17 protein-coding genes are annotated in these 17,013 nt (G+C 65.0%); 9 read left to right on the top strand and 8 right to left on the bottom strand.

Annotated elements, in window-relative coordinates:
- The first annotated feature begins 4 nt into the window (after positions 1-4).
- The 4 genes from A7W11_RS11000 to groL all read left to right on the top strand — a co-directional run bounded on the left by A7W11_RS11000 (position 5) and on the right by groL (position 4,351).
- Positions 5-940 carry a fumarylacetoacetate hydrolase family protein gene (locus tag A7W11_RS11000; RefSeq protein WP_173678814.1) on the top strand — a complete coding sequence of 312 codons (936 nt, stop codon included), beginning with the start codon at positions 5-7 and terminating at the stop codon, positions 938-940.
- A 35-nt stretch (positions 941-975) separates the two neighbouring features.
- Positions 976-1,941 carry a Bug family tripartite tricarboxylate transporter substrate binding protein gene (locus A7W11_RS10995; RefSeq protein ID WP_082887197.1) on the top strand — a complete coding sequence of 322 codons (966 nt, stop codon included), beginning with the start codon at positions 976-978 and terminating at the stop codon, positions 1,939-1,941.
- Positions 1,942-2,392: 451 nt separating this feature from the next.
- Positions 2,393-2,680 (top strand): co-chaperone GroES, encoded by a 288-nt coding sequence (groES, locus tag A7W11_RS10990; RefSeq protein ID WP_066127625.1) that lies wholly within the window; start codon positions 2,393-2,395, stop codon positions 2,678-2,680.
- Positions 2,681-2,710: 30 nt separating this feature from the next.
- A complete protein-coding gene (gene groL / locus A7W11_RS10985; RefSeq protein WP_066411663.1) occupies positions 2,711-4,351 on the top strand; it encodes a chaperonin GroEL in 1,641 nt (546 codons plus the stop codon).
- 123 nt (positions 4,352-4,474) lie between these two features.
- On the opposite strand, the gene A7W11_RS10980 is transcribed toward groL, so the two are convergent.
- The 3 genes from A7W11_RS10980 to gdhA all read right to left on the bottom strand — a co-directional run bounded on the left by A7W11_RS10980 (position 4,475) and on the right by gdhA (position 7,568).
- Complete coding sequence (locus A7W11_RS10980) at positions 4,475-5,806, bottom strand: type II toxin-antitoxin system HipA family toxin (RefSeq protein WP_066411660.1); 1,332 nt, start codon at positions 5,804-5,806, stop codon at positions 4,475-4,477.
- Between the two features lie 3 nt (positions 5,807-5,809).
- Positions 5,810-6,067 (bottom strand): helix-turn-helix domain-containing protein, encoded by a 258-nt coding sequence (locus A7W11_RS10975; RefSeq protein ID WP_066411657.1) that lies wholly within the window; start codon positions 6,065-6,067, stop codon positions 5,810-5,812.
- Between the two features lie 157 nt (positions 6,068-6,224).
- On the bottom strand, positions 6,225-7,568 hold the full coding sequence (gene gdhA / locus A7W11_RS10970; protein WP_066411655.1) for an NADP-specific glutamate dehydrogenase: 1,344 nt from the start codon (positions 7,566-7,568) through the stop codon (positions 6,225-6,227).
- Positions 7,569-7,805: 237 nt separating this feature from the next.
- Between gdhA and A7W11_RS10965 the strand changes: the two genes are divergently transcribed.
- Entirely contained in the window at positions 7,806-8,738 is a 933-nt protein-coding gene (locus A7W11_RS10965) for a YihY/virulence factor BrkB family protein (RefSeq protein WP_066411651.1), read from the top strand.
- 148 nt (positions 8,739-8,886) lie between these two features.
- On the opposite strand, the gene A7W11_RS10960 is transcribed toward A7W11_RS10965, so the two are convergent.
- Both A7W11_RS10960 and A7W11_RS10955 read right to left on the bottom strand, forming a co-directional pair.
- Complete coding sequence (locus tag A7W11_RS10960) at positions 8,887-10,404, bottom strand: mannitol dehydrogenase family protein (protein ID WP_066411646.1); 1,518 nt, start codon at positions 10,402-10,404, stop codon at positions 8,887-8,889.
- 49 nt (positions 10,405-10,453) lie between these two features.
- Complete coding sequence (locus A7W11_RS10955) at positions 10,454-11,320, bottom strand: fumarylacetoacetate hydrolase family protein (RefSeq protein WP_066411643.1); 867 nt, start codon at positions 11,318-11,320, stop codon at positions 10,454-10,456.
- Positions 11,321-11,573: 253 nt separating this feature from the next.
- Here A7W11_RS10955 and A7W11_RS10950 point away from each other — a divergent pair, with 253 nt between their 5' ends.
- The 4 genes from A7W11_RS10950 to pyrF all read left to right on the top strand — a co-directional run bounded on the left by A7W11_RS10950 (position 11,574) and on the right by pyrF (position 14,781).
- A complete protein-coding gene (locus A7W11_RS10950) occupies positions 11,574-12,005 on the top strand; it encodes a WapI family immunity protein (protein ID WP_066411641.1) in 432 nt (143 codons plus the stop codon).
- Positions 12,006-12,149: 144 nt separating this feature from the next.
- Positions 12,150-12,548, top strand: coding sequence for a diacylglycerol kinase (locus A7W11_RS10945; protein ID WP_066411630.1), 399 nt, complete (start codon positions 12,150-12,152; stop codon positions 12,546-12,548).
- Between the two features lie 87 nt (positions 12,549-12,635).
- Positions 12,636-13,955, top strand: coding sequence for an NAD(P)/FAD-dependent oxidoreductase (locus tag A7W11_RS10940; protein ID WP_066411628.1), 1,320 nt, complete (start codon positions 12,636-12,638; stop codon positions 13,953-13,955).
- A 7-nt stretch (positions 13,956-13,962) separates the two neighbouring features.
- Positions 13,963-14,781 carry an orotidine-5'-phosphate decarboxylase gene (pyrF, locus tag A7W11_RS10935; protein ID WP_066411624.1) on the top strand — a complete coding sequence of 273 codons (819 nt, stop codon included), beginning with the start codon at positions 13,963-13,965 and terminating at the stop codon, positions 14,779-14,781.
- An 85-nt stretch (positions 14,782-14,866) separates the two neighbouring features.
- On the opposite strand, the gene A7W11_RS10930 is transcribed toward pyrF, so the two are convergent.
- From A7W11_RS10930 to thiL, 3 genes are all read right to left on the bottom strand, one after another.
- Positions 14,867-15,433, bottom strand: a complete 567-nt coding sequence (locus A7W11_RS10930; RefSeq protein ID WP_066411622.1) for a CinA family protein — start codon at positions 15,431-15,433, stop codon at positions 14,867-14,869.
- Entirely contained in the window at positions 15,430-15,936 is a 507-nt protein-coding gene (locus tag A7W11_RS10925) for a phosphatidylglycerophosphatase A family protein (RefSeq protein ID WP_066413906.1), read from the bottom strand. The genes A7W11_RS10930 and A7W11_RS10925 overlap by 4 nt, the downstream gene beginning before the upstream one ends.
- Before the next feature lie 82 nt (positions 15,937-16,018).
- Positions 16,019-16,993: a thiamine-phosphate kinase gene (gene thiL / locus A7W11_RS10920; protein ID WP_066411620.1), complete on the bottom strand. Its 975-nt coding sequence runs from the start codon at positions 16,991-16,993 to the stop codon at positions 16,019-16,021.
- Positions 16,994-17,013: the final 20 nt, after the last annotated feature.

Raw genomic sequence — 17,013 nt, 5'->3', positions numbered from 1 at the left:
AGCCATGAAGCTCGCTCGATTTCAATTGGCCGGCACCGCAGAAGAACGGCTGGGCATTGTGCAAGAGACCCGGTCAGGCATCAGCCTGCTCGACGTCGCGGCCCTGCCGTGGATCGGACAGGACCGCGGCATGCTGCGATCCATGATGAGCACCATCGAAGCCGGCCCGCGGGCCTTGGACGCCTTGCGCGACCTGCAACGGCGCTTCATCGCGCAACCCGATCCTTGCTGGGAGCATGCGGCCGATTCCGTGGTCTGGCTGACGCCCGTTCCCGAGCGATCCTGCATTGCCGCAGGCCGGAACTTCGGCGCGCATCGGCTGGAAAGCATCCGCGGCAATCCGGACGCGGGAGCCGGGTTCCAGATCGACTTTCCCACGGGCTTCATCAAGCTTGGGCGCAATCTGGTCGGCCACCGGGCTGAAGTGAAACGCCCGGACGATGTCGAACAGCTCGATTACGAAGTCGAAGTTGCCCTCGTGGTGGGCAAGCCACTGCTGAACGTATCTCGGGCCGAGGCGGCGCAGGCCATTTTCGGCTACACCATCATGAACGATCTGTCGGCGCGGGAATGGCAACTGGCCGAGATGCGCAACCTGCTGGTGATGATGGGCAAGAACTTCCCCGGCTTCGGCCCCGTCGGGCCCTGCATTCTGACTGCGGATGAAGTGCCGGATCCGACCGCACTGCGCCTGTGGCTGACAGTCAATGGAGAGCTTCGCCAGCAGGCCGACTGCAGCGATCTCATTTTCGGCTTCGACGAACTGGTTGCGTTCTGGTCGCGGGTCGGTCTGCAGGCGGGAGACATCATCAGCAGTGGCACGCCCGAAGGCGTCGCCCTGCATCGCAAGCCCGATCCGCGCCCGTTTTTCCTGAAGCCTGGGGATATCGTGCATGCGGGAGTGGACCAGATCGGCATATTGGAAACGCGGATCGTATAGCCAAGCAAAGGCTTGGCCTCTCGTATAAAGAATAAATGATGGAGACTGTTATGAAGCCTGCAAGATCGTTCATGGGCGCAACGCTGCTCGGGCTGGCGTCGCTGGTCTGCCAAGCCGAGACGAAGTTCCCTTCCGCGCCGGTGCGCATCGTGGTGTCCACGCCTGCCGGAGGTGCGAGTGACACGACGGCAAGAATCCTGGCCGAGGGTTTGGCCGCAAAGTGGGGCCAAGCCGTTATCGTGGAGAACAAGCCGGGAGCATCCGGAACCATAGGAGCCGCAACCGTCGCACGTGCGGCAGCGGACGGCTACACCCTGTTCTTCGGCACCGGATCGACGCATGTCGTCGCTCCCTTGATGCTGCCACAAACGCCCTACGATCCGCAGAAGGACTTCACGCCGCTTGCCATCGTCGGCGATGCGCCGTTTGCGCTGTTCGTCCGCAAGGATCTACCTGTTTCAAGCCTGCAAGATCTGGTCGCCTATGCTCGGAAGAGACCGTCCGAAACAACGTTCGGCACCACCGGCCCCGCCACGATCTACGAAGTGGCCGCCAGACTGCTGGAACGAGAGGCGCAGGTCTCCTTCAATCATGTGCCCTACAAGGGGCTCGTACCTATGGCAATGGACGTGGAGGCCGGGCGGGTCGATGTAGGCGTGGGGCCCATCGATGGCTACTTGAAAAGCGATCGCCTCAAGGTCCTCGCCATCCTCGGCTCACGCAGGGTGGAAGCCATGCCAGACGTGCCGACAAGTGCGCAGAGCGGTTTTCCAAATACGGTCGTTCCTGTGTGGGCGGCGGTATGGGGCCCCTCAGGCATCGCAGCAGATCGCGCAGCGATATTGAGCAGGAGCTTGATCGAAGTATTGAGCCAGCCCAGACTTCAGGAAAAAATAGGTGCTACCGGCGTGGTGGTGCAGCCGGCGGACGGAGAGTCTCTACGCGCACTCATGGCTCGTGACATCAAGGCACTGGCCGACTTTGCACCCAAAGGCAACTGACTTCCTGCCAAACCAAGCGGGCGAAGATGTGAGATGCCGGCTCCAGGGACGCGTTGATCTTCTAAGTCGAGAAGAATGCACGCCTAGCCACCAACTTGAATGAAGTTTTCGGGCGGAAATCCAAGTTGAATGAACTTTTTGAGCAAAAAAACCAACTTGAATGAACCAAAAGACCGCCATGACCAGTTCACCTCTCAAGAGCCCGCTGCAAGCCAAATTTTGAAGCTCATCGACCAAATCGAGCTGCGAGCCGCATAGATAGGGCATCGACACATCTGCCAGGGGACCCGTACCGACCGCCCCTTATCGGATATGTAACACCCCTCTTGAACCCTCCGGAACCACCCCTATAATTAGCACTCGTCACAGGCGAGTGCTAACAGCCTTCGGCCGTTCAGCCCCCTGTGCCTCCATTACCAACTGGCCTTTTCTCTACTAACAGGAGTTCCTCATGGCCCTGCGTCCCCTGCACGATCGCGTGATCGTCAAACGCCTGGACAACGAGCGCAAGACCGCCTCGGGCATCGTTATCCCTGACAGCGCGGCTGAGAAGCCCGATCAAGGTGAAGTCGTGGCCGTCGGCCCCGGCAAGAAGACCGAAGACGGCAAAGTGCTGCCGGTCGACCTGAAGGCTGGCGACAAGGTGCTGTTCGGCAAGTATGCCGGCCAAAGCGTGAAGGTCGATGGCGAAGAGCTGCTCGTCATCCGCGAGGACGAAATCCTCGCCGTCATCCAGTAATAGCAACCCGAATCTACAAGGAAGCTGACAATGGCTGCCAAGCAAGTCCTGTTCGCCGACGACGCCCGCGTGCGCATCGTCCGTGGCGTTAACGTCCTGGCCAACGCCGTCAAGACGACCCTGGGCCCCAAGGGCCGTAACGTGGTGCTGGAGCGCTCGTTCGGCGCCCCCACCGTGACCAAGGACGGCGTGTCCGTCGCCAAGGAAATCGAACTGAAGGACAAGTTCGAGAACATCGGCGCCCAACTGGTCAAGGACGTCGCCTCGAAGACCTCCGACAACGCCGGTGACGGCACCACCACCGCCACCGTGCTGGCCCAGGCCATCGTTCAGGAAGGCCTGAAGTACGTTGCCGCTGGCTTCAACCCCATCGACCTCAAGCGCGGCATCGACAAGGCTGTCGCCGCCGCCGTCGCCGAACTGCAAAAGGCTTCCAAGCCGGTCACGACCAGCAAGGAAATCGCCCAGGTCGGCTCGATCTCGGCCAACAGCGACCAGTCGATCGGCAAGATCATCGCCGACGCGATGGACAAGGTCGGCAAGGAAGGCGTCATCACCGTCGAAGACGGCAAGTCGCTGGACAACGAGCTGGACGTCGTCGAAGGCATGCAATTCGACCGCGGCTACCTGTCGCCCTACTTCATCAACAACCCCGAGAAGCAAGTCGCTGCCCTGGACGATCCGTTCGTCCTGATCTTCGACAAGAAGGTCAGCAACATCCGTGACCTGCTGCCCGTGCTGGAACAAGTCGCCAAGTCGAGCCGTCCCCTGCTGATCATCGCGGAAGACGTCGAAGGCGAAGCCCTGGCTACCCTGGTTGTGAACAACATCCGTGGCATCCTGAAGACCACCGCCGTCAAGGCGCCGGGCTTCGGCGACCGCCGCAAGGCCATGCTGGAAGACATCGCCATCCTGACCGGCGGCACCGTGATCTCGGAAGAGACCGGCCTGTCGCTCGAGAAGGCCACGCTGGCCGAACTGGGCCAAGCCAAGCGCATCGAAGTGGGCAAGGAAAACACGACGATCATCGACGGCGCCGGCGACGGCAAGTCGATCGAAGCGCGCGTCAAGCAGATCCGCATCCAGATCGAAGAAGCGACCTCGGACTACGACCGTGAAAAGCTGCAAGAGCGCGTGGCCAAGCTGGCCGGCGGTGTTGCCGTGATCCGCGTCGGTGCTGCCACCGAAGTCGAAATGAAGGAAAAGAAGGCCCGCGTCGAAGACGCCCTGCACGCCACGCGCGCTGCGGTGGAAGAAGGCGTGGTGGCTGGCGGCGGCGTTGCACTGCTGCGCGCCAAGCAAGCCATCGCCGACCTGAAGGGTGACACCCCCGACCAGAACGCCGGTATCAAGCTGATCCTGCGCGCTGTCGAAGAGCCCCTGCGCACCATCGTCACCAACGCCGGCGAAGAAGCCAGCGTGGTGGTGAACAACGTGCTGGCCGGCAAGGGCAACTACGGCTACAACGCCGCCACCGGCGAGTACACCGACCTGGTCGAGCAAGGCGTTCTGGATCCCACCAAGGTGACCCGCACCGCCCTGCAAAACGCCGCTTCGGTCGCCAGCCTGCTGCTGACCGCCGAAGCCGCCGTGGTCGAACTGGCCGAAGACAAGCCCGCTGCCCCGGCCATGCCGGGCGGCATGGGCGGCATGGGCGGCATGGACTTCTAATCGTCCTTGTCGCAGGCGCGCCGGCCTGGCCGGCGCGTGCAGTGCCCAAAAAAACGCCTCGAGGCTTGTGCTTCGAGGCGTTTTTCTTTGCCGATATCAATCGCGCACGAAGTGTTCACGCCATCAGGGCGCCTTCTCCATGGCCATCAAATCGGATCGCCCGAGCGCGCCTCTTTTTTCAGGGTTATCGGCAGGGCCGATCCCTGCGGCGGCCATCGCCGCGTCCAATCCTCTGTATTGCGGCAGTTTCTTGGGGCTGCGCAGCGTACACATGCCATCGTTCCAGGCATGAAGCATCTGCGTGGCAATCCAGGTCCAGCGCGGCTCCTGCCTGGCCGCCTCGATGATCTCCTTGCCTACCTCCACGGCAGACTCGCATAGCCGTTCGACCATGCTGTCGTATTCCCGGCTCGGTATTCCCAATCGGCTCAGGAAGAACTGCTGCAGTGTCTTGCCAGGCGTCCAGGTCTTGTGCCCTCCCACGGACAGGCCCGGTCCGTTGTTCGCGTAACGCGGATAAGCCTGCGTCGTCACGACGTCGAACACCGGGCTATATGCCACGTCGCCGAACGAGGTGTAGTAAAGCGCGATGTTCTTGGCATGGCAGTCCGCGTTGCGCACGACGTAATTGATCAGCAGTTGCCACCCAAAGTGCATGCGCTGGGCGCGGCGTCGGCCCGCGGACACATAGGCGTCCGTCGCACGCAGGACTTTCTCGGTGGTGGGCAAATATTTTTCATGAGGAGGCAGCCCCAGCAGGCTGCAAGCATCCTCGACCCCATAGGCGGGATTGCCTTGGGCATCGATGTCGAAGCGGTCGACCACCAGCACCTGGCCGTCCTCCGACATCCGTGTCCGGGCGACCGGCACCACGTTCAGACGCTCCAGCACTCGCAGGCTGTAGAACTCGTTGAAACCAAGATAAGGCGTCTGTCCATCGGAGCCCTTGATGATGTGCCTGGGCGTACGCAGCGTCGCTTTTCCGGAAGCCTCGTCCTTGCCTTCTGGGGCGATGAACTTCGGCACGACACCCGATATGGCGCTTCTGGCGTACTGCCGGACCAGGTCGCCGAACTGCTCGGTGCTGTGTTCCGTGGTCAGCAGTTCATCGATGCTCAGCGCGTCCAGCGCCACGCCAGGCTTGCCGCCCTCGGCCGTCACGGCCACCCGCCCGATGCCCGATGCGCCGACGACGGCCAACAAGGACAGGTCGGTGCCGTCCATCAATGGGCCGAACACTTCACGGATCACATCGAGCAGATAGCCTTCAGGCAGATTCTGGCGAAAGAAGGGATGCAGATCGCGCGGCCAGCGCCAGGGCTCATCCTGAACCGGCATGGCCAGGCTGACAAAGTCCTCCGGCGCAACGCCGTGGCGATACTGGAGCACATACTCGTCGTCTTTCCTGTACAACTGGGCAACATGACGCCCCCGTACGTGAACGTCGAGTTCCATCTCCTACTCCTCGCCGCGCTGCTCGGCCAGGATGTCATGCAGCGTCCTGGTGTGCCCTGCCTTGACGGCTTTCAAGTCGTAGCCCGCAGCCTCCAGCAATCGTACCAGCGCCGATACGCTCATGTCGTCTCGCGCCAGCGTCTCCATACGCGCCACGGTCGTGCGCGCGACGCCAGCGCGACTGGCCAGCTCTTCCTGCGATAAGCGCGCTGACTTGCGCGCTGTCTTCAGCATATCGGCAACGTCGAACAGCGTGGTCATTTTGTAGCCTCATGGCAGCAATTTTCTTGATTATAGTGATTTTTGTAGCCATTGGGACACAAAATAGATAAATGACCACATCTTCAAAAATGTCGCCCAAGAGATACAAAAATTGCAATAACTGGATGCTTTGTAGCCCTTGGGCATCAGTATTGCCCTACACCACGCCCTGCGCCTGCATGGCCTCGGCCACCTTCACGAAGCCCGCGATGTTGGCGCCGTCGATGTAGCTGACGGTGCCGTCCTCGCGCTTGCCGTAGCGCACGCACGCGGCATGGATGCTCTGCATGATCTCCAGCAGGCGGCTGTCGACCTCTTCGCGCGTCCATTGCAGGCGCACCGAGTTCTGGCTCATTTCCAGGCCCGAGGTGGCCACGCCGCCTGCGTTGCTGGCCTTGCCCGGCGCATACAGCACGCGGGCCTCCTCGAAGGCGTGCGCGGCGTCCAGCGTGCAAGGCATGTTGGCGCCTTCGGCCACGCACTTCACGCCGTTGCGCATCAGCAGCAGGGCGTCGTCGGCGTCCAGCTCGTTCTGCGTGGCGCACGGCAGCGCGACGTCGACCGGCACGTGCCACGGACGCTCGCCCGCCAGGAACTGCGAGCCCGTCTGCCTGGCGTACTCGCTGATGCGGCCGTACTGCACGTTCTTGATGTCCATCAGGATGGCCAGCTTCTCGGGCGTGAAGCCCGCTTCGTCGACGACGGTGCCGGACGAGTCGGAGACGGTCAGCACCTTGGCGCCCAGCGCCATGGCCTTCTCCACGGCGTACTGGGCCACATTGCCCGAGCCGGATACCGACACGCGCAGACCGTCGAACGACAAGCCGCGCGTCTTGAGCATTTCGTCGGCGAAGTAGACCGTGCCGTAGCCGGTGGCTTCGGGGCGGATCAGCGAACCGCCGAAGCTCAGGCCCTTGCCCGTGAAGACGCAGTCGGCGCGGTTGGACAGCTTCTTGTACATGCCGGCCATGAAACCGACTTCGCGGCCGCCCACGCCGATATCGCCGGCCGGCACGTCGGTGTCGGCGCCGACGTGGCGATAGAGTTCGGATACGAAAGCCTGGCAGAAGCGCATCACCTCGGCGTCGCTCCTGCCCTTGGGATCGAAATCGGAGCCGCCCTTGGCGCCGCCCATGGGCAGCGTGGTCAGCGCGTTCTTGAAGGTCTGCTCGAAGGCCAGGAACTTCAGCACGGACAGCGTCACCGACGGATGGAAGCGCAGGCCGCCCTTGTAGGGACCGATGGCCATGCTGTGCTGGATGCGGTAGCCGCGGTTGACCTGCACCTGGCCGTGGTCATCGGTCCAGCACACGCGGAACATCACCACGCGCTCGGGCTCCACGAGGCGATCCAGCAGATTGTGTTCCGCGTAGCGGGGATGCCGCTCGATGAAAGGCCACAGGCTTTCCATCACTTCGGTCACGGCCTGCAGGAACTCGGGCTGGCCCGGATTGCGGGCGGCGACTTCCTCCAGGAACTGCTGGACGCTCGTGTATTTCACTATCTCTTCCTCAAAGTGGTGCGGTTGTAATAAAAATCGCACCATTTTTTACCTTAAATGCTCTTTGTTGGGGCGAATCACGCATCACAACGGTGCAATTTCCAGAAAAAGCACGGACCTCAACGCTGGCCGGCCTTCAGGACAGCGCCAAAGCTTTACATTTCCTCGCCATTCGCGGCTTGGGCATCCGGCACGGTTTTCTACAATGGGATCTTCGCCACGCTCTCAGGACGACGCATGCAAGTACTGTCACGTTTTCGCGTTCCCCGCCTCCGTGAGATCGGCAACCTGATGAAGGACTGCGCCAACGAATGGTCGCTTCATCGCGCATCCAGCAAGGGCGCGGCGCTGTCGCTGTACATGGTGTTCTCGCTGGCGCCCATGCTGATCCTGGTGATCGCCGTGGCGGGCGCCTTCTTCGGCGAGGATGCGGTCCGGTCCGAGCTGGTGGCGCAGATGCGCGACCTGATCGGCGAACGCGGCGCGGAAGTCATCCAGACGGTATTGGCCAGCGCGCACGAATCCGGCAGCGGCTGGATCGCGGCGCTGATCTCCATCGGGGTGCTGGTCTTCAGCGCCACGACCGCGTTTGCCGAGCTGAAAGCCAGCCTGGACGACCTGTGGGAAGTGAAGGAGAAAGGCGGGCTGAAGGCCATGGCGCGCAGCCGCCTGGTGTCGTTCGGGCTGGTGGTGGTGCTGGGACTGTTCCTGCTGGTGTCGCTGGCCGTGAACGCCGGGCTGGCGGCCGCGGAAAAGTACTACGGCAACATGTGGGCGGCATCCACCTTTGCCGTGCTGGCAGACTGGTTCTCGCAGGCTTTCTCGTTCTGCGTCGTCACCGCGCTGTTCGCGGTGGTGTACAAGCTGCTGCCCAGCACGCGCATCCCATGGCTGGACGTGATTCCCGGCGCCATCGTGACGGCAGCGCTGTTCCTGGTGGGCAAGTGGGGCATCGGCATGTACCTGGCGCGCGGCGCGGCGGTGTCGGCGTACGGCGCCGCGGGATCGCTGATCGCGCTGCTGCTGTGGATCTATTACTCGGCGCAGATCTTCTTCTTCGGCGCAGTGTTCACCCGGCAGTTCGCGTTGCGGTTCGGCAGCATGCGCAACGATCCGAAAGCCCCGCAGGACAACAAGGACGACACGGTGATGGAGCACGGGCCGTCATGAGCACGCAGGCGCCGCTGTGCAGCAGCACGAAGCTGCCGCCGCGGCCAAGCAGCGTGCCGCGCTCGATGCTTCCGTGTCCGCCGCTGCCGCCAAAGGCCCTTGCGTGATCGGATCCACGCGGGCCTCCTGATCTCAATATTCTCGTTGTTCATGCCGCGTCGAGCACCGCGCCCCGCACGCCGGCCCAGCGCAGCAAAGCCAGCTTGCGAGCGAGTTCGCGAGCGATGTCCGGCTGATGCGTCAGGTCGCCGAAGATATCGGTGTGCAATGCCATGGCGTCCATGACCCGCCAGGCCGCCTGCCCTGGATCGTCGCCAGCCGCGTCAGCCGCGTGCTGCGCGTCGACATGGCGGCGCGCGAACTCATCGGCCTGGGGGTCGAGTACTGGATAGGACAGGCCCAGTTCGTCCTGCCCTCTCAGGTAGTGCAGCCACGCCGCCACGGCCAGCGCCAGGCGGTCATAGGCATGCCCTGCCCGGGCGCGTTCGCGCAAAGGCGCCAACAGGCATGACGGCACCGTCAGCGAGCCATTGGCCGCGCTTCGGTGAGTGCCCTGCGACAGCGCCAGATTGGACAGGCGTGCCAATTGCCGCGCGTGATATCCGGCCAGATCCACCCCTGGCATGTCGTCCAACGTGCTGGCAATTTCCTCGCGCATCATCGCGTCGATGAAAGCGCGTACATGGGGTTGCGAAAAAGTGCCGCTGGTAGTCGCCATGCCGGACACGGCGCCCAGGTAGGCCAGCGCCGCACGGGGGCCGTCGGCCATGCGCTGCTTCAGCCGCGCGAACGGCGCGCTGTCCGGCACCAGGCGCACCATGCCATGCGGGCCCGCGGCGGCCTCCCAGGGCGGCCGGCCCGCGACGAAGCTGTCTTCGATCACCCAGTCCAGATAGGGCTCGGCCTGCACCGGGCAACCGTCCTCCAGCCCAACCGCCTGGGAAATGCGCGCGCGGTCGCCGTCGTCCGAGGCAAGCACGATGCGATCCGTCATGCTGTCGGGAAAGGCGCAGTTGCCATCAATCCACGCCGCCAGATCCTCGTCCACGCGTGAAGCGCAGGCCAACACCAGGCGGCGAAGCGTGCGGCCGTTGGCGGGCCTGTCGTCGCACGACAGCACGCTCACCGCCGCGCCTCCCTGGCCTCGGCGTTGCTTCAGGCCGTGCACCAGCAGGCCGATGGCGCCGCGCGGCGCAAGAGCGTAGGCCGGATCGTCATCGTCGGCCTCCTCACCGCCCTCGTGCCACGTCGTCTCGTCATCCGCCAGACTCACGCTGACCACACGGGTGTCTTCATGCGCGATCTGATCGAGCACCGCCTGGGGATTCTGCCGTGCATCCAGCACGCGCAGCACCGCGCCGATCACGCGCAGGCGTTCGCGCACCAGGCCGTTCGGCTCGGTATCGCGCAGCGCCAGGGTGTAGAGGCCATTCTGCCGCACCAGGGCCTCATGCCCGTGCGCACGGTCCAGAGACACGCCGACGATGCCCCAGCGCAGGTCGCCGCTGGCCTCGATGGCCGCGTCGGTCACGGCGGCCAGCAACGCGCGCGGCGCATCATCGATGCCCAACTGCACGATGCCTGCCTGCAAGGCCTTGCGGTCATACCCCGGCCGCTGCACGTCGGCGGGCAGGCCGGCCAGCAAGGCCGGATGCAGGCGTCTCATCGGTGCCCGTCCTCTGCCCGGTTCCCCACGGCGCTCATCCCGTGGCGCCTCAATGGTCGATCAGGTCGGGATTCCAGGCATGCACGCGTTGCCGCTGCTCGCCCAGGCCCGCCACCGACAGGTGCATTTCGTCGCCCGGCTTCAGGTACACCGGCTGCGGCTTGCATCCCATGCCCACGCCCGGCGGCGTGCCCGTGCAGATCAGGTCGCCCGGATACAGGGTCATGAAGCGGCTGACGTAGCTGACCAATTGCGCCACGCCGAACACCATGGTGCGGGTGTTGCCCGCCTGGAAACGCTGGCCGTTCACGTCCAGCCACAGGTCCAGCGCCTGCGGATCCGGCACCTCGTCGGCCGTGACCAGCCACGGCCCCACGGGACCGAAAGTGTCGCAGCCCTTGCCCTTGTCCCAGGTGCCGCCGCGCTCGATCTGGTATTCGCGCTCGGACACGTCGTTGACCACGCAATAGCCCGCCACGTACGACAGCGCGTCGTCTTCGGACACGTAGCGCGCCTTCGTGCCGATGACCACGCCCAGTTCCACTTCCCAGTCGCTCTTGACCGAATCTTTCGGCAGCACGACGGGATCGTTGCTGCCCACCACGCAAGACGTGGGCTTCATGAAGAGGATGGGTTCGGCCGGCAGCGGCAGATTGGCCTCGGCGGCGTGATCGGCGTAGTTCAGGCCGATGCAGACGAACTTGCCCATGCCCGCCCAGGGCGGCGCCAGGCGGCCGGGCTGCGGCACCAGCGGCAGCTTGGAGGCATCCAGGTCGCGCAGACGTTGCAGGGCCTGCGGCTCCAGGGTCTGGCCGGTGATGTCCGGCAGCACTTCCGACAAGTCGCGCACGCGGCCCTGGGCGTCGATCAGGGCGGGCTTCTCCGCGCCCTTGGCGCCATGGCGCAGCAGTTTCATGGTGGCTGTTCCTTTGATGGGGAGGAAATCGTCGCATCCGGTGGCCATCCGGAAAAACGGGGCCACCGTCCGCCTCAAAGATACACGCACATGGCAAGGCGCGCCTGCGATCCGGCCAGGCCCATGCGAAATGGGATCTTCGGCGTGCATGCCTTTGGACGGATTCGGACTGAAAACCCATAGACTTGGCAGTGTGGTTCGAGAGGCCGGCTGGAAAGCCGTTCACTTTCAATACAAACCCCGAGGCCCGATCATGTTCGCAATTCCCGCGGGTGACTTCACTCTCGCCTTGAAGCCGCTCCAATATCTTCCCGATGAAAGTGGAGAAAAGATTCTGGACTGGCTGAAGGTCGATCTGCATGCCGCCACGAGGCATATCGACGTCCGAGTGCAATGGGAAATGATGTGGGACGAGGTCAACCAGTTGCGGGAACTGATAGACGAGCTATACCAGGCAATCAGAGACGGGGCCGAACGAAAAACCGTGTCCTATGATTCAAGAGAAGGCATACTGCGGTTGGACATGCAGATCGTGGATCCGAGGCTGGGCTCGATAACCCTGGACTATGTGATTTGTCCGGATAACGCCCAAGGAACCAAGGTCATCGGATCGACGGTGATCGATCAGACGTATCTGCCCGCCATGGCGAACGGTTTGGACGCCCTGTCCCGCTTCGCCGGCTAGCGTTGCCACGCGCCCCCCTTCGAGTAGGGTGCACACCACACCTAGGGTTAGCCTGACGCGTCTTATTGACCCTACGACCCTCCGGGTTACATACATATCTGGTAAAAACCGGGCTCGGTCGCAATCTTTTCCCCCCGGAGCGTCATGTCGCCCAACCTTCCGCCGCAATCGCCCTATAAAAGCACAGGCGGCCTGCGCCGCATCATCAATGCGCTGCGCTACTCATTCCAGGGCCTGAAGGCCGCGATCAAGTACGAGGCGGCTTTCCGCCAGGAACTGGTCCTGGCCATCCTGCTGGTCCCCGCCGCCTTCTTCCTGGGCCGCACCACCGACGAAGTCTTCATCCTGATCGCCGCCGTCATCCTGGTGCTGGTGGTCGAACTGCTGAATTCCGCCGTCGAGGCGCTGGCCGATGCCCTGTCGGTCGAGACGCACCCGCTGCTGGGCCGCGCCAAGGACCTGGGCAGCGCCGCCGTGATGCTGATGCTGTTCTTCACCGTGGCGGTGTGGGTCGCCGTAGCCATCAGCCGGTTCCTGATGTAACCGTGGCCGCCCCCAGGGGCACGACACCCGCTGGGTGCGGCAAGCGGTCATCTACCCGAGCGCGAAGCCCGACTCTATACTCGGACCATGGCGCACACCTCTACATCCGAACCCTCCCGGCGTATCGTTATCGTCGGCGGCGGGGCGGGCGGCCTGGAACTGGCCGCCCAACTGGGCCGCATCCACGGCCGTGACCGCATCACTCTGGTCGACAGCCGGCCCTTCCATATCTGGAAGCCTTCGCTGCACGAGGCGGCCGCGGGCACGCTAGACATCCATCAGGAAGGCCTGTCCTACCTGATGTTGGCGCATCTGTGCGGCTTTGCCTTCGCCCAGGGCGAATTGCTGGAAGTGGATCGCGAACGCCGCGCCATCCGCATCGGCGCCGTGAACGACGGCGGCGGCCAGACCGTGTTGCCCGAACGCGAAATGCTCTACGACACGCTGGTGCTGGCCATCGGCAGCATCTCGCACTTCTTCGGCACGCCCGGCGCGGCCGAACACGCCGTCACGCTGGACACCACCGAAGGCGCCGAGCAGTTCCGCCTGACCATGCTGAAGGCGATGGCCCAGGTCGACCAGGCCAAGGTGCGCGATCCCGCCGCCCGCCTGGACCTGGTCATCGTGGGCGGCGGCGCCACCGGCGTCGAGCTGGCCGTCGAACTGATCGAGGCCGGCCACGTCGTCAGCGCCTATGGCTTGCCCAATTTCCGCGCCGACCGCGACCTGGCGATCACGCTGGTCGAAGGCGCGCCGCGCATCCTGTCGGCCCTGCCCGAAAAGATCTCGCGCGCGGCGCATGCGCGCCTGGTCGAACTGGGCGTGCGCGTGGAAACCGGCTGCCGGGTGTCCGAAGTCACCGAGCACTCCGTGCGCACCGCCGATGGCCGCGAGTTCGCCGCCAACCTGTGCATGTGGGCCGCCGGCATCAAGGGCCCGGCCGTCATGGGCACGCTCGATCTGCCGCTGAACAAGATGGGCCAGTTGCAATTGAACGAGCGCCTGGAAAGCCCCGATCCGCACATCCTGGCGCTGGGCGATTGCAGCGCGGTGCCCTGGACGGAGGGCCGCAACGTGCCGGCGCGCGCGCAGGCCGCGCACCAGCAGGCCGACTACCTGGCCAAGAAAATCACCGCGCGCATCCGCAACAACCCCGAATCCGCCGAGCCCTATCACTACAAGGATCACGGCTCGCTGGTGTCGCTGGGCCAGGATGCCGGCGTGGGCAGCCTGATGGGCAAGCTGGCCGGACGGGGCCTGTTCGTAAGCGGTACACTGGCGCGCCTGATGTACATGAGCCTGCACCTGATGCACCACCGCGCGGTGCTGGGCATCTCGCGTACCGCCTCTCTGGCCCTGGCGCGCCTCTTGATGCGGCGCACCCGCCCCCGGGTCAAACTGCACTGACCACGCCATGACCTTCCTGAACCGACTCGAAAACGCCTGGACCACCAGCGGCTCGCTGCTGCAAGTGGGCCTGGATCCCGACCCGCAACGCTTTCCCCGCGAACTGCAGGGCCAGCCCGACGCGATCTTCCAGTTCTGCCGCGCCATCGTCGACGCCACGGCCGAATTCGCCTGCAGCTTCAAGCCGCAGATCGCCTATTTCGCCGCGCACCGCGCCGAAGACCAGCTCGAAGCGCTGTGCCGCCACATCCGCGACACCTATCCCGACCGCCCGATCGTGATGGACGCCAAGCGCGGCGACATCGGCTCCACCGCCGAAAACTACGCGCGCGAAGCCTTCGAGCGCTACAACGCCGATGCGCTCACGGTCAGCCCCTACATGGGCCTGGACTCGATCGAACCCTACCTGGCCTGGAGCGACCGCGGCGTGATCGTGCTGTGCCGCACCTCCAATCCCGGCGGATCGGACCTGCAATTCCTGAAGATGGAAGACGGCCAGCCTCTGTACCTGCACGTGGCCGGCCTGGTGGCTGACAAGTGGAACAGCGCCGGCCAATGCGGCCTGGTGGTGGGCGCCACCTTCCCGAATGAACTGGCGGCAGTGCGCGCGCGCATCGGCGATGCCGTGCCCCTGCTGGTGCCCGGCATCGGCGCGCAAGGCGGCGACGTCACGGCCACCGTGCGCGCGGGCGCCAACAAGGCCGGCGCGGGCATGATGATCAACTCGTCGCGCGCCATCCTGTATGCCAGCGGCGGCGACGATTGGCGCGACGCCGCGGCGATTGCCGCGCGCGGCCTGCGCGACGAGATCAACGCTGTGCGTTGATCCGCGCCCGGCGCGTGAAGCCTTTCACCCGGTTGCCTTTTCGCCCGGCTGCCTCGTACGGCAGGCCGGGCGAGCCCTTCAAGCTTCAATAGCGATTGACCGACGCGCCCAGCATGTCCAGCAGGGTGCGCAGCGCGAATTCGACTGCGCCCTGCCGCACCTGCGTGCGGTCACCCGAGAAAACATGCGTGGCCGAGCGCGTGGCGATACCTTCCCCCGCGCGCGTGGCGAAGCCGAAGCACACCATTCCCACGGGCTTGCCCGGCGTGCCGCCATCCGGTCCGGCGATGCCGGTCGTGGACACCGCGACGTAGGCCTCGGGCGTTGCCAGCAGCACGCCATTGGCCATTTCCTGGGCCGTGGGCTCGCTGACCGCGCCGTGATGATCGAGCGTGTCGGGCGACACCCCCAGATCGCTCGTCTTGGCGGTATTGCTGTAGGTGACGTAGCCGCGCTCGAACCACTGGCTGGAGCCGGGCACCGATGTGATCGCACCGGCCAGCAGGCCGCCGGTGCACGACTCGGCCGTGCCCATCATCCATTCCTTTTCCATCAGCGCCTGGCCCACCATCTCGGCCAGGCCGCGTATCGTGGCCTCGGTCAGCAGCGCCGGGGCCAAGCTCAACCCATGTTGCACTTCGTGCGCGTTCATCCTATGACTCCTGTGCGTACGGCAATCGCCAAGACCAGCAAAGTGTAGGCTGCCGCGACGATGTCGTCCCACATCACGCCGAAACCGCCCTTCATGTGCTGATCGAAATAGCGGATCGGCGGCGGCTTGACGGTGTCGAAGAAGCGGAACAGCACGAAAGCCATCGCCTGCGCGGCCAGCGTCTGGGGCGTCAGCCACAGCACCAGCCAGAACGCGACCATCTCGTCCCAGACCATGCCGACGTGATCGTCGACCCCCAGTTCGTGCCCCACGCGCGTGCACGCCCAGCAGCCATACGCAAATGCAATAGCAAGGAATATGCCCAGGGCCAGGTCGGGCGCCATCGGCGCCGCCAGCGCCCAGATGGGCCAGGCCAGCAACGTGCCCCAGGTGCCCGAGCCCGGCCGCAGCAGGCCGCTGCCGAAACCGAACACCATCAACCGGCCCGGATCGGACCGCACCCAGCGCCAACTGGGAAAGGCCACGCGGGCGCGCGCGCGCATGGAGCGGTCTGGGTCGTGGACGGGATCGATCATGAGGCGCGGCGCCTTTGGTGGTTGCGAAGAGCGGCGGCCGCGCGGCGCATCAGGGCTGCGCGGCCGTGGGGAAATGGTCGAAGCCCGCAGGCAGATCGGCCAAGGCCTGGCCGGCGGCATCCCTCACCACCAGGCCCGGCTCGGCACGCACGCTGCCGATACGCGTGACGCGCACGCCAGCCTGCGCCGCGGCTTGCTCGATACGGGTGCGATCACCCGCCGAGGCGGTGAAGCAGAGTTCATAGACGTCGCCGCCGCCCAATACGGCCCGGCGGCGCACGGCCTCGTCCAGGCCATCGAGCGAAGCGGCCACGGGCAGGTCGGCGTAGCGCAATTCCGCGCCTGCGCGGCTGGCGGCCAGGATATGGCCCAGGTCTTGCAGCAGCCCATCGGAGATGTCGACCGCCGCGTGCGCCAGGCCCGCCAGGGCCAGGCCCAGGCCGACACGCGGCTGAGGCCATTCGAGCGCACGGCGCGTGGCGGCCAGGCGCTGCGGGTCGGCTGGCAACTGGCCATCGAGCAGGCGGTACGCCACGTCGGCCGCGCCCAGTTCGCCGGACACCCAGATGTCGTCGCCGGGTCGGGCCGCATCGCGCCGCAGCGCGTGGCCCGGCTGCACCGCGCCGAACACGGTGACGCTGATGGTCAGGCCCAGCTTGCTGCCGGTGGTGTCACCGCCGATCAGCGGGCACCGCCAGGCATCGCCCAGGGCATGCCAGCCTTGCGAGAACGGCGCCAGCCAGGCGTCGTCGGCGCGCGGCATGGCCAGGCCCAGCACGCAGCCCAGCGGGCGCGCGCCCATGGCGGCAAGATCCGACAGATTGACGGCCAGCGACTTGTGGCCCAATGCCTGCGGATCGACATCGGGATAGAAATGGCGCCCTTCGACCAGCAGGTCGGTGCTGGTGGCCACGTGATGGCCGGCCGGCACCGGGAACAAGGCGCAGTCGTCGCCCACGCCAAGCAGGCCGGCTGCGACCGGCCTGTTGAAGTAGCGGGCGATGAGTTCGAACTCGGACGGCATGGCGTCGTGGGAAGCGGACC

It is taken from the genome of Bordetella ansorpii, assembly GCF_900078315.1.
In the GTDB taxonomy this organism is placed as follows: domain Bacteria; phylum Pseudomonadota; class Gammaproteobacteria; order Burkholderiales; family Burkholderiaceae_B; genus Bordetella; species Bordetella ansorpii.
Note: the sequence above shows the minus strand (reverse complement) of the source record. Positions and strands in the feature narration are given on the sequence as shown.

Bases quoted from the DNA above. Each gene is read 5' to 3' on its own strand.
- A7W11_RS10975 (WP_066411657.1), bottom strand. From the start codon at position 6,067: ATGACCACGCTGTTCGACGTTGCCGATATGCTGAAGACAGCGCGCAAG.
- A7W11_RS10960 (WP_066411646.1), bottom strand. From the start codon at position 10,404: ATGAGACGCCTGCATCCGGCCTTGCTGGCCGGCCTGCCCGCCGACGTG.
- A7W11_RS11000 (WP_173678814.1), top strand. From the start codon at position 5: ATGAAGCTCGCTCGATTTCAATTGGCCGGCACCGCAGAAGAACGGCTG.
- A7W11_RS10965 (WP_066411651.1), top strand. From the start codon at position 7,806: ATGCAAGTACTGTCACGTTTTCGCGTTCCCCGCCTCCGTGAGATCGGC.
- A7W11_RS10955 (WP_066411643.1), bottom strand. From the start codon at position 11,320: ATGAAACTGCTGCGCCATGGCGCCAAGGGCGCGGAGAAGCCCGCCCTG.
- A7W11_RS10940 (WP_066411628.1), top strand. From the start codon at position 12,636: ATGGCGCACACCTCTACATCCGAACCCTCCCGGCGTATCGTTATCGTC.
- groL (WP_066411663.1), top strand. From the start codon at position 2,711: ATGGCTGCCAAGCAAGTCCTGTTCGCCGACGACGCCCGCGTGCGCATC.
- A7W11_RS10945 (WP_066411630.1), top strand. From the start codon at position 12,150: ATGTCGCCCAACCTTCCGCCGCAATCGCCCTATAAAAGCACAGGCGGC.
- groES (WP_066127625.1), top strand. From the start codon at position 2,393: ATGGCCCTGCGTCCCCTGCACGATCGCGTGATCGTCAAACGCCTGGAC.
- thiL (WP_066411620.1), bottom strand. From the start codon at position 16,993: ATGCCGTCCGAGTTCGAACTCATCGCCCGCTACTTCAACAGGCCGGTC.
- A7W11_RS10980 (WP_066411660.1), bottom strand. From the start codon at position 5,806: ATGGAACTCGACGTTCACGTACGGGGGCGTCATGTTGCCCAGTTGTAC.
- A7W11_RS10925 (WP_066413906.1), bottom strand. From the start codon at position 15,936: ATGCGCGCGCGCGCCCGCGTGGCCTTTCCCAGTTGGCGCTGGGTGCGG.
- A7W11_RS10995 (WP_082887197.1), top strand. From the start codon at position 976: ATGATGGAGACTGTTATGAAGCCTGCAAGATCGTTCATGGGCGCAACG.
- A7W11_RS10950 (WP_066411641.1), top strand. From the start codon at position 11,574: ATGTTCGCAATTCCCGCGGGTGACTTCACTCTCGCCTTGAAGCCGCTC.
- pyrF (WP_066411624.1), top strand. From the start codon at position 13,963: ATGACCTTCCTGAACCGACTCGAAAACGCCTGGACCACCAGCGGCTCG.
- A7W11_RS10930 (WP_066411622.1), bottom strand. From the start codon at position 15,433: ATGAACGCGCACGAAGTGCAACATGGGTTGAGCTTGGCCCCGGCGCTG.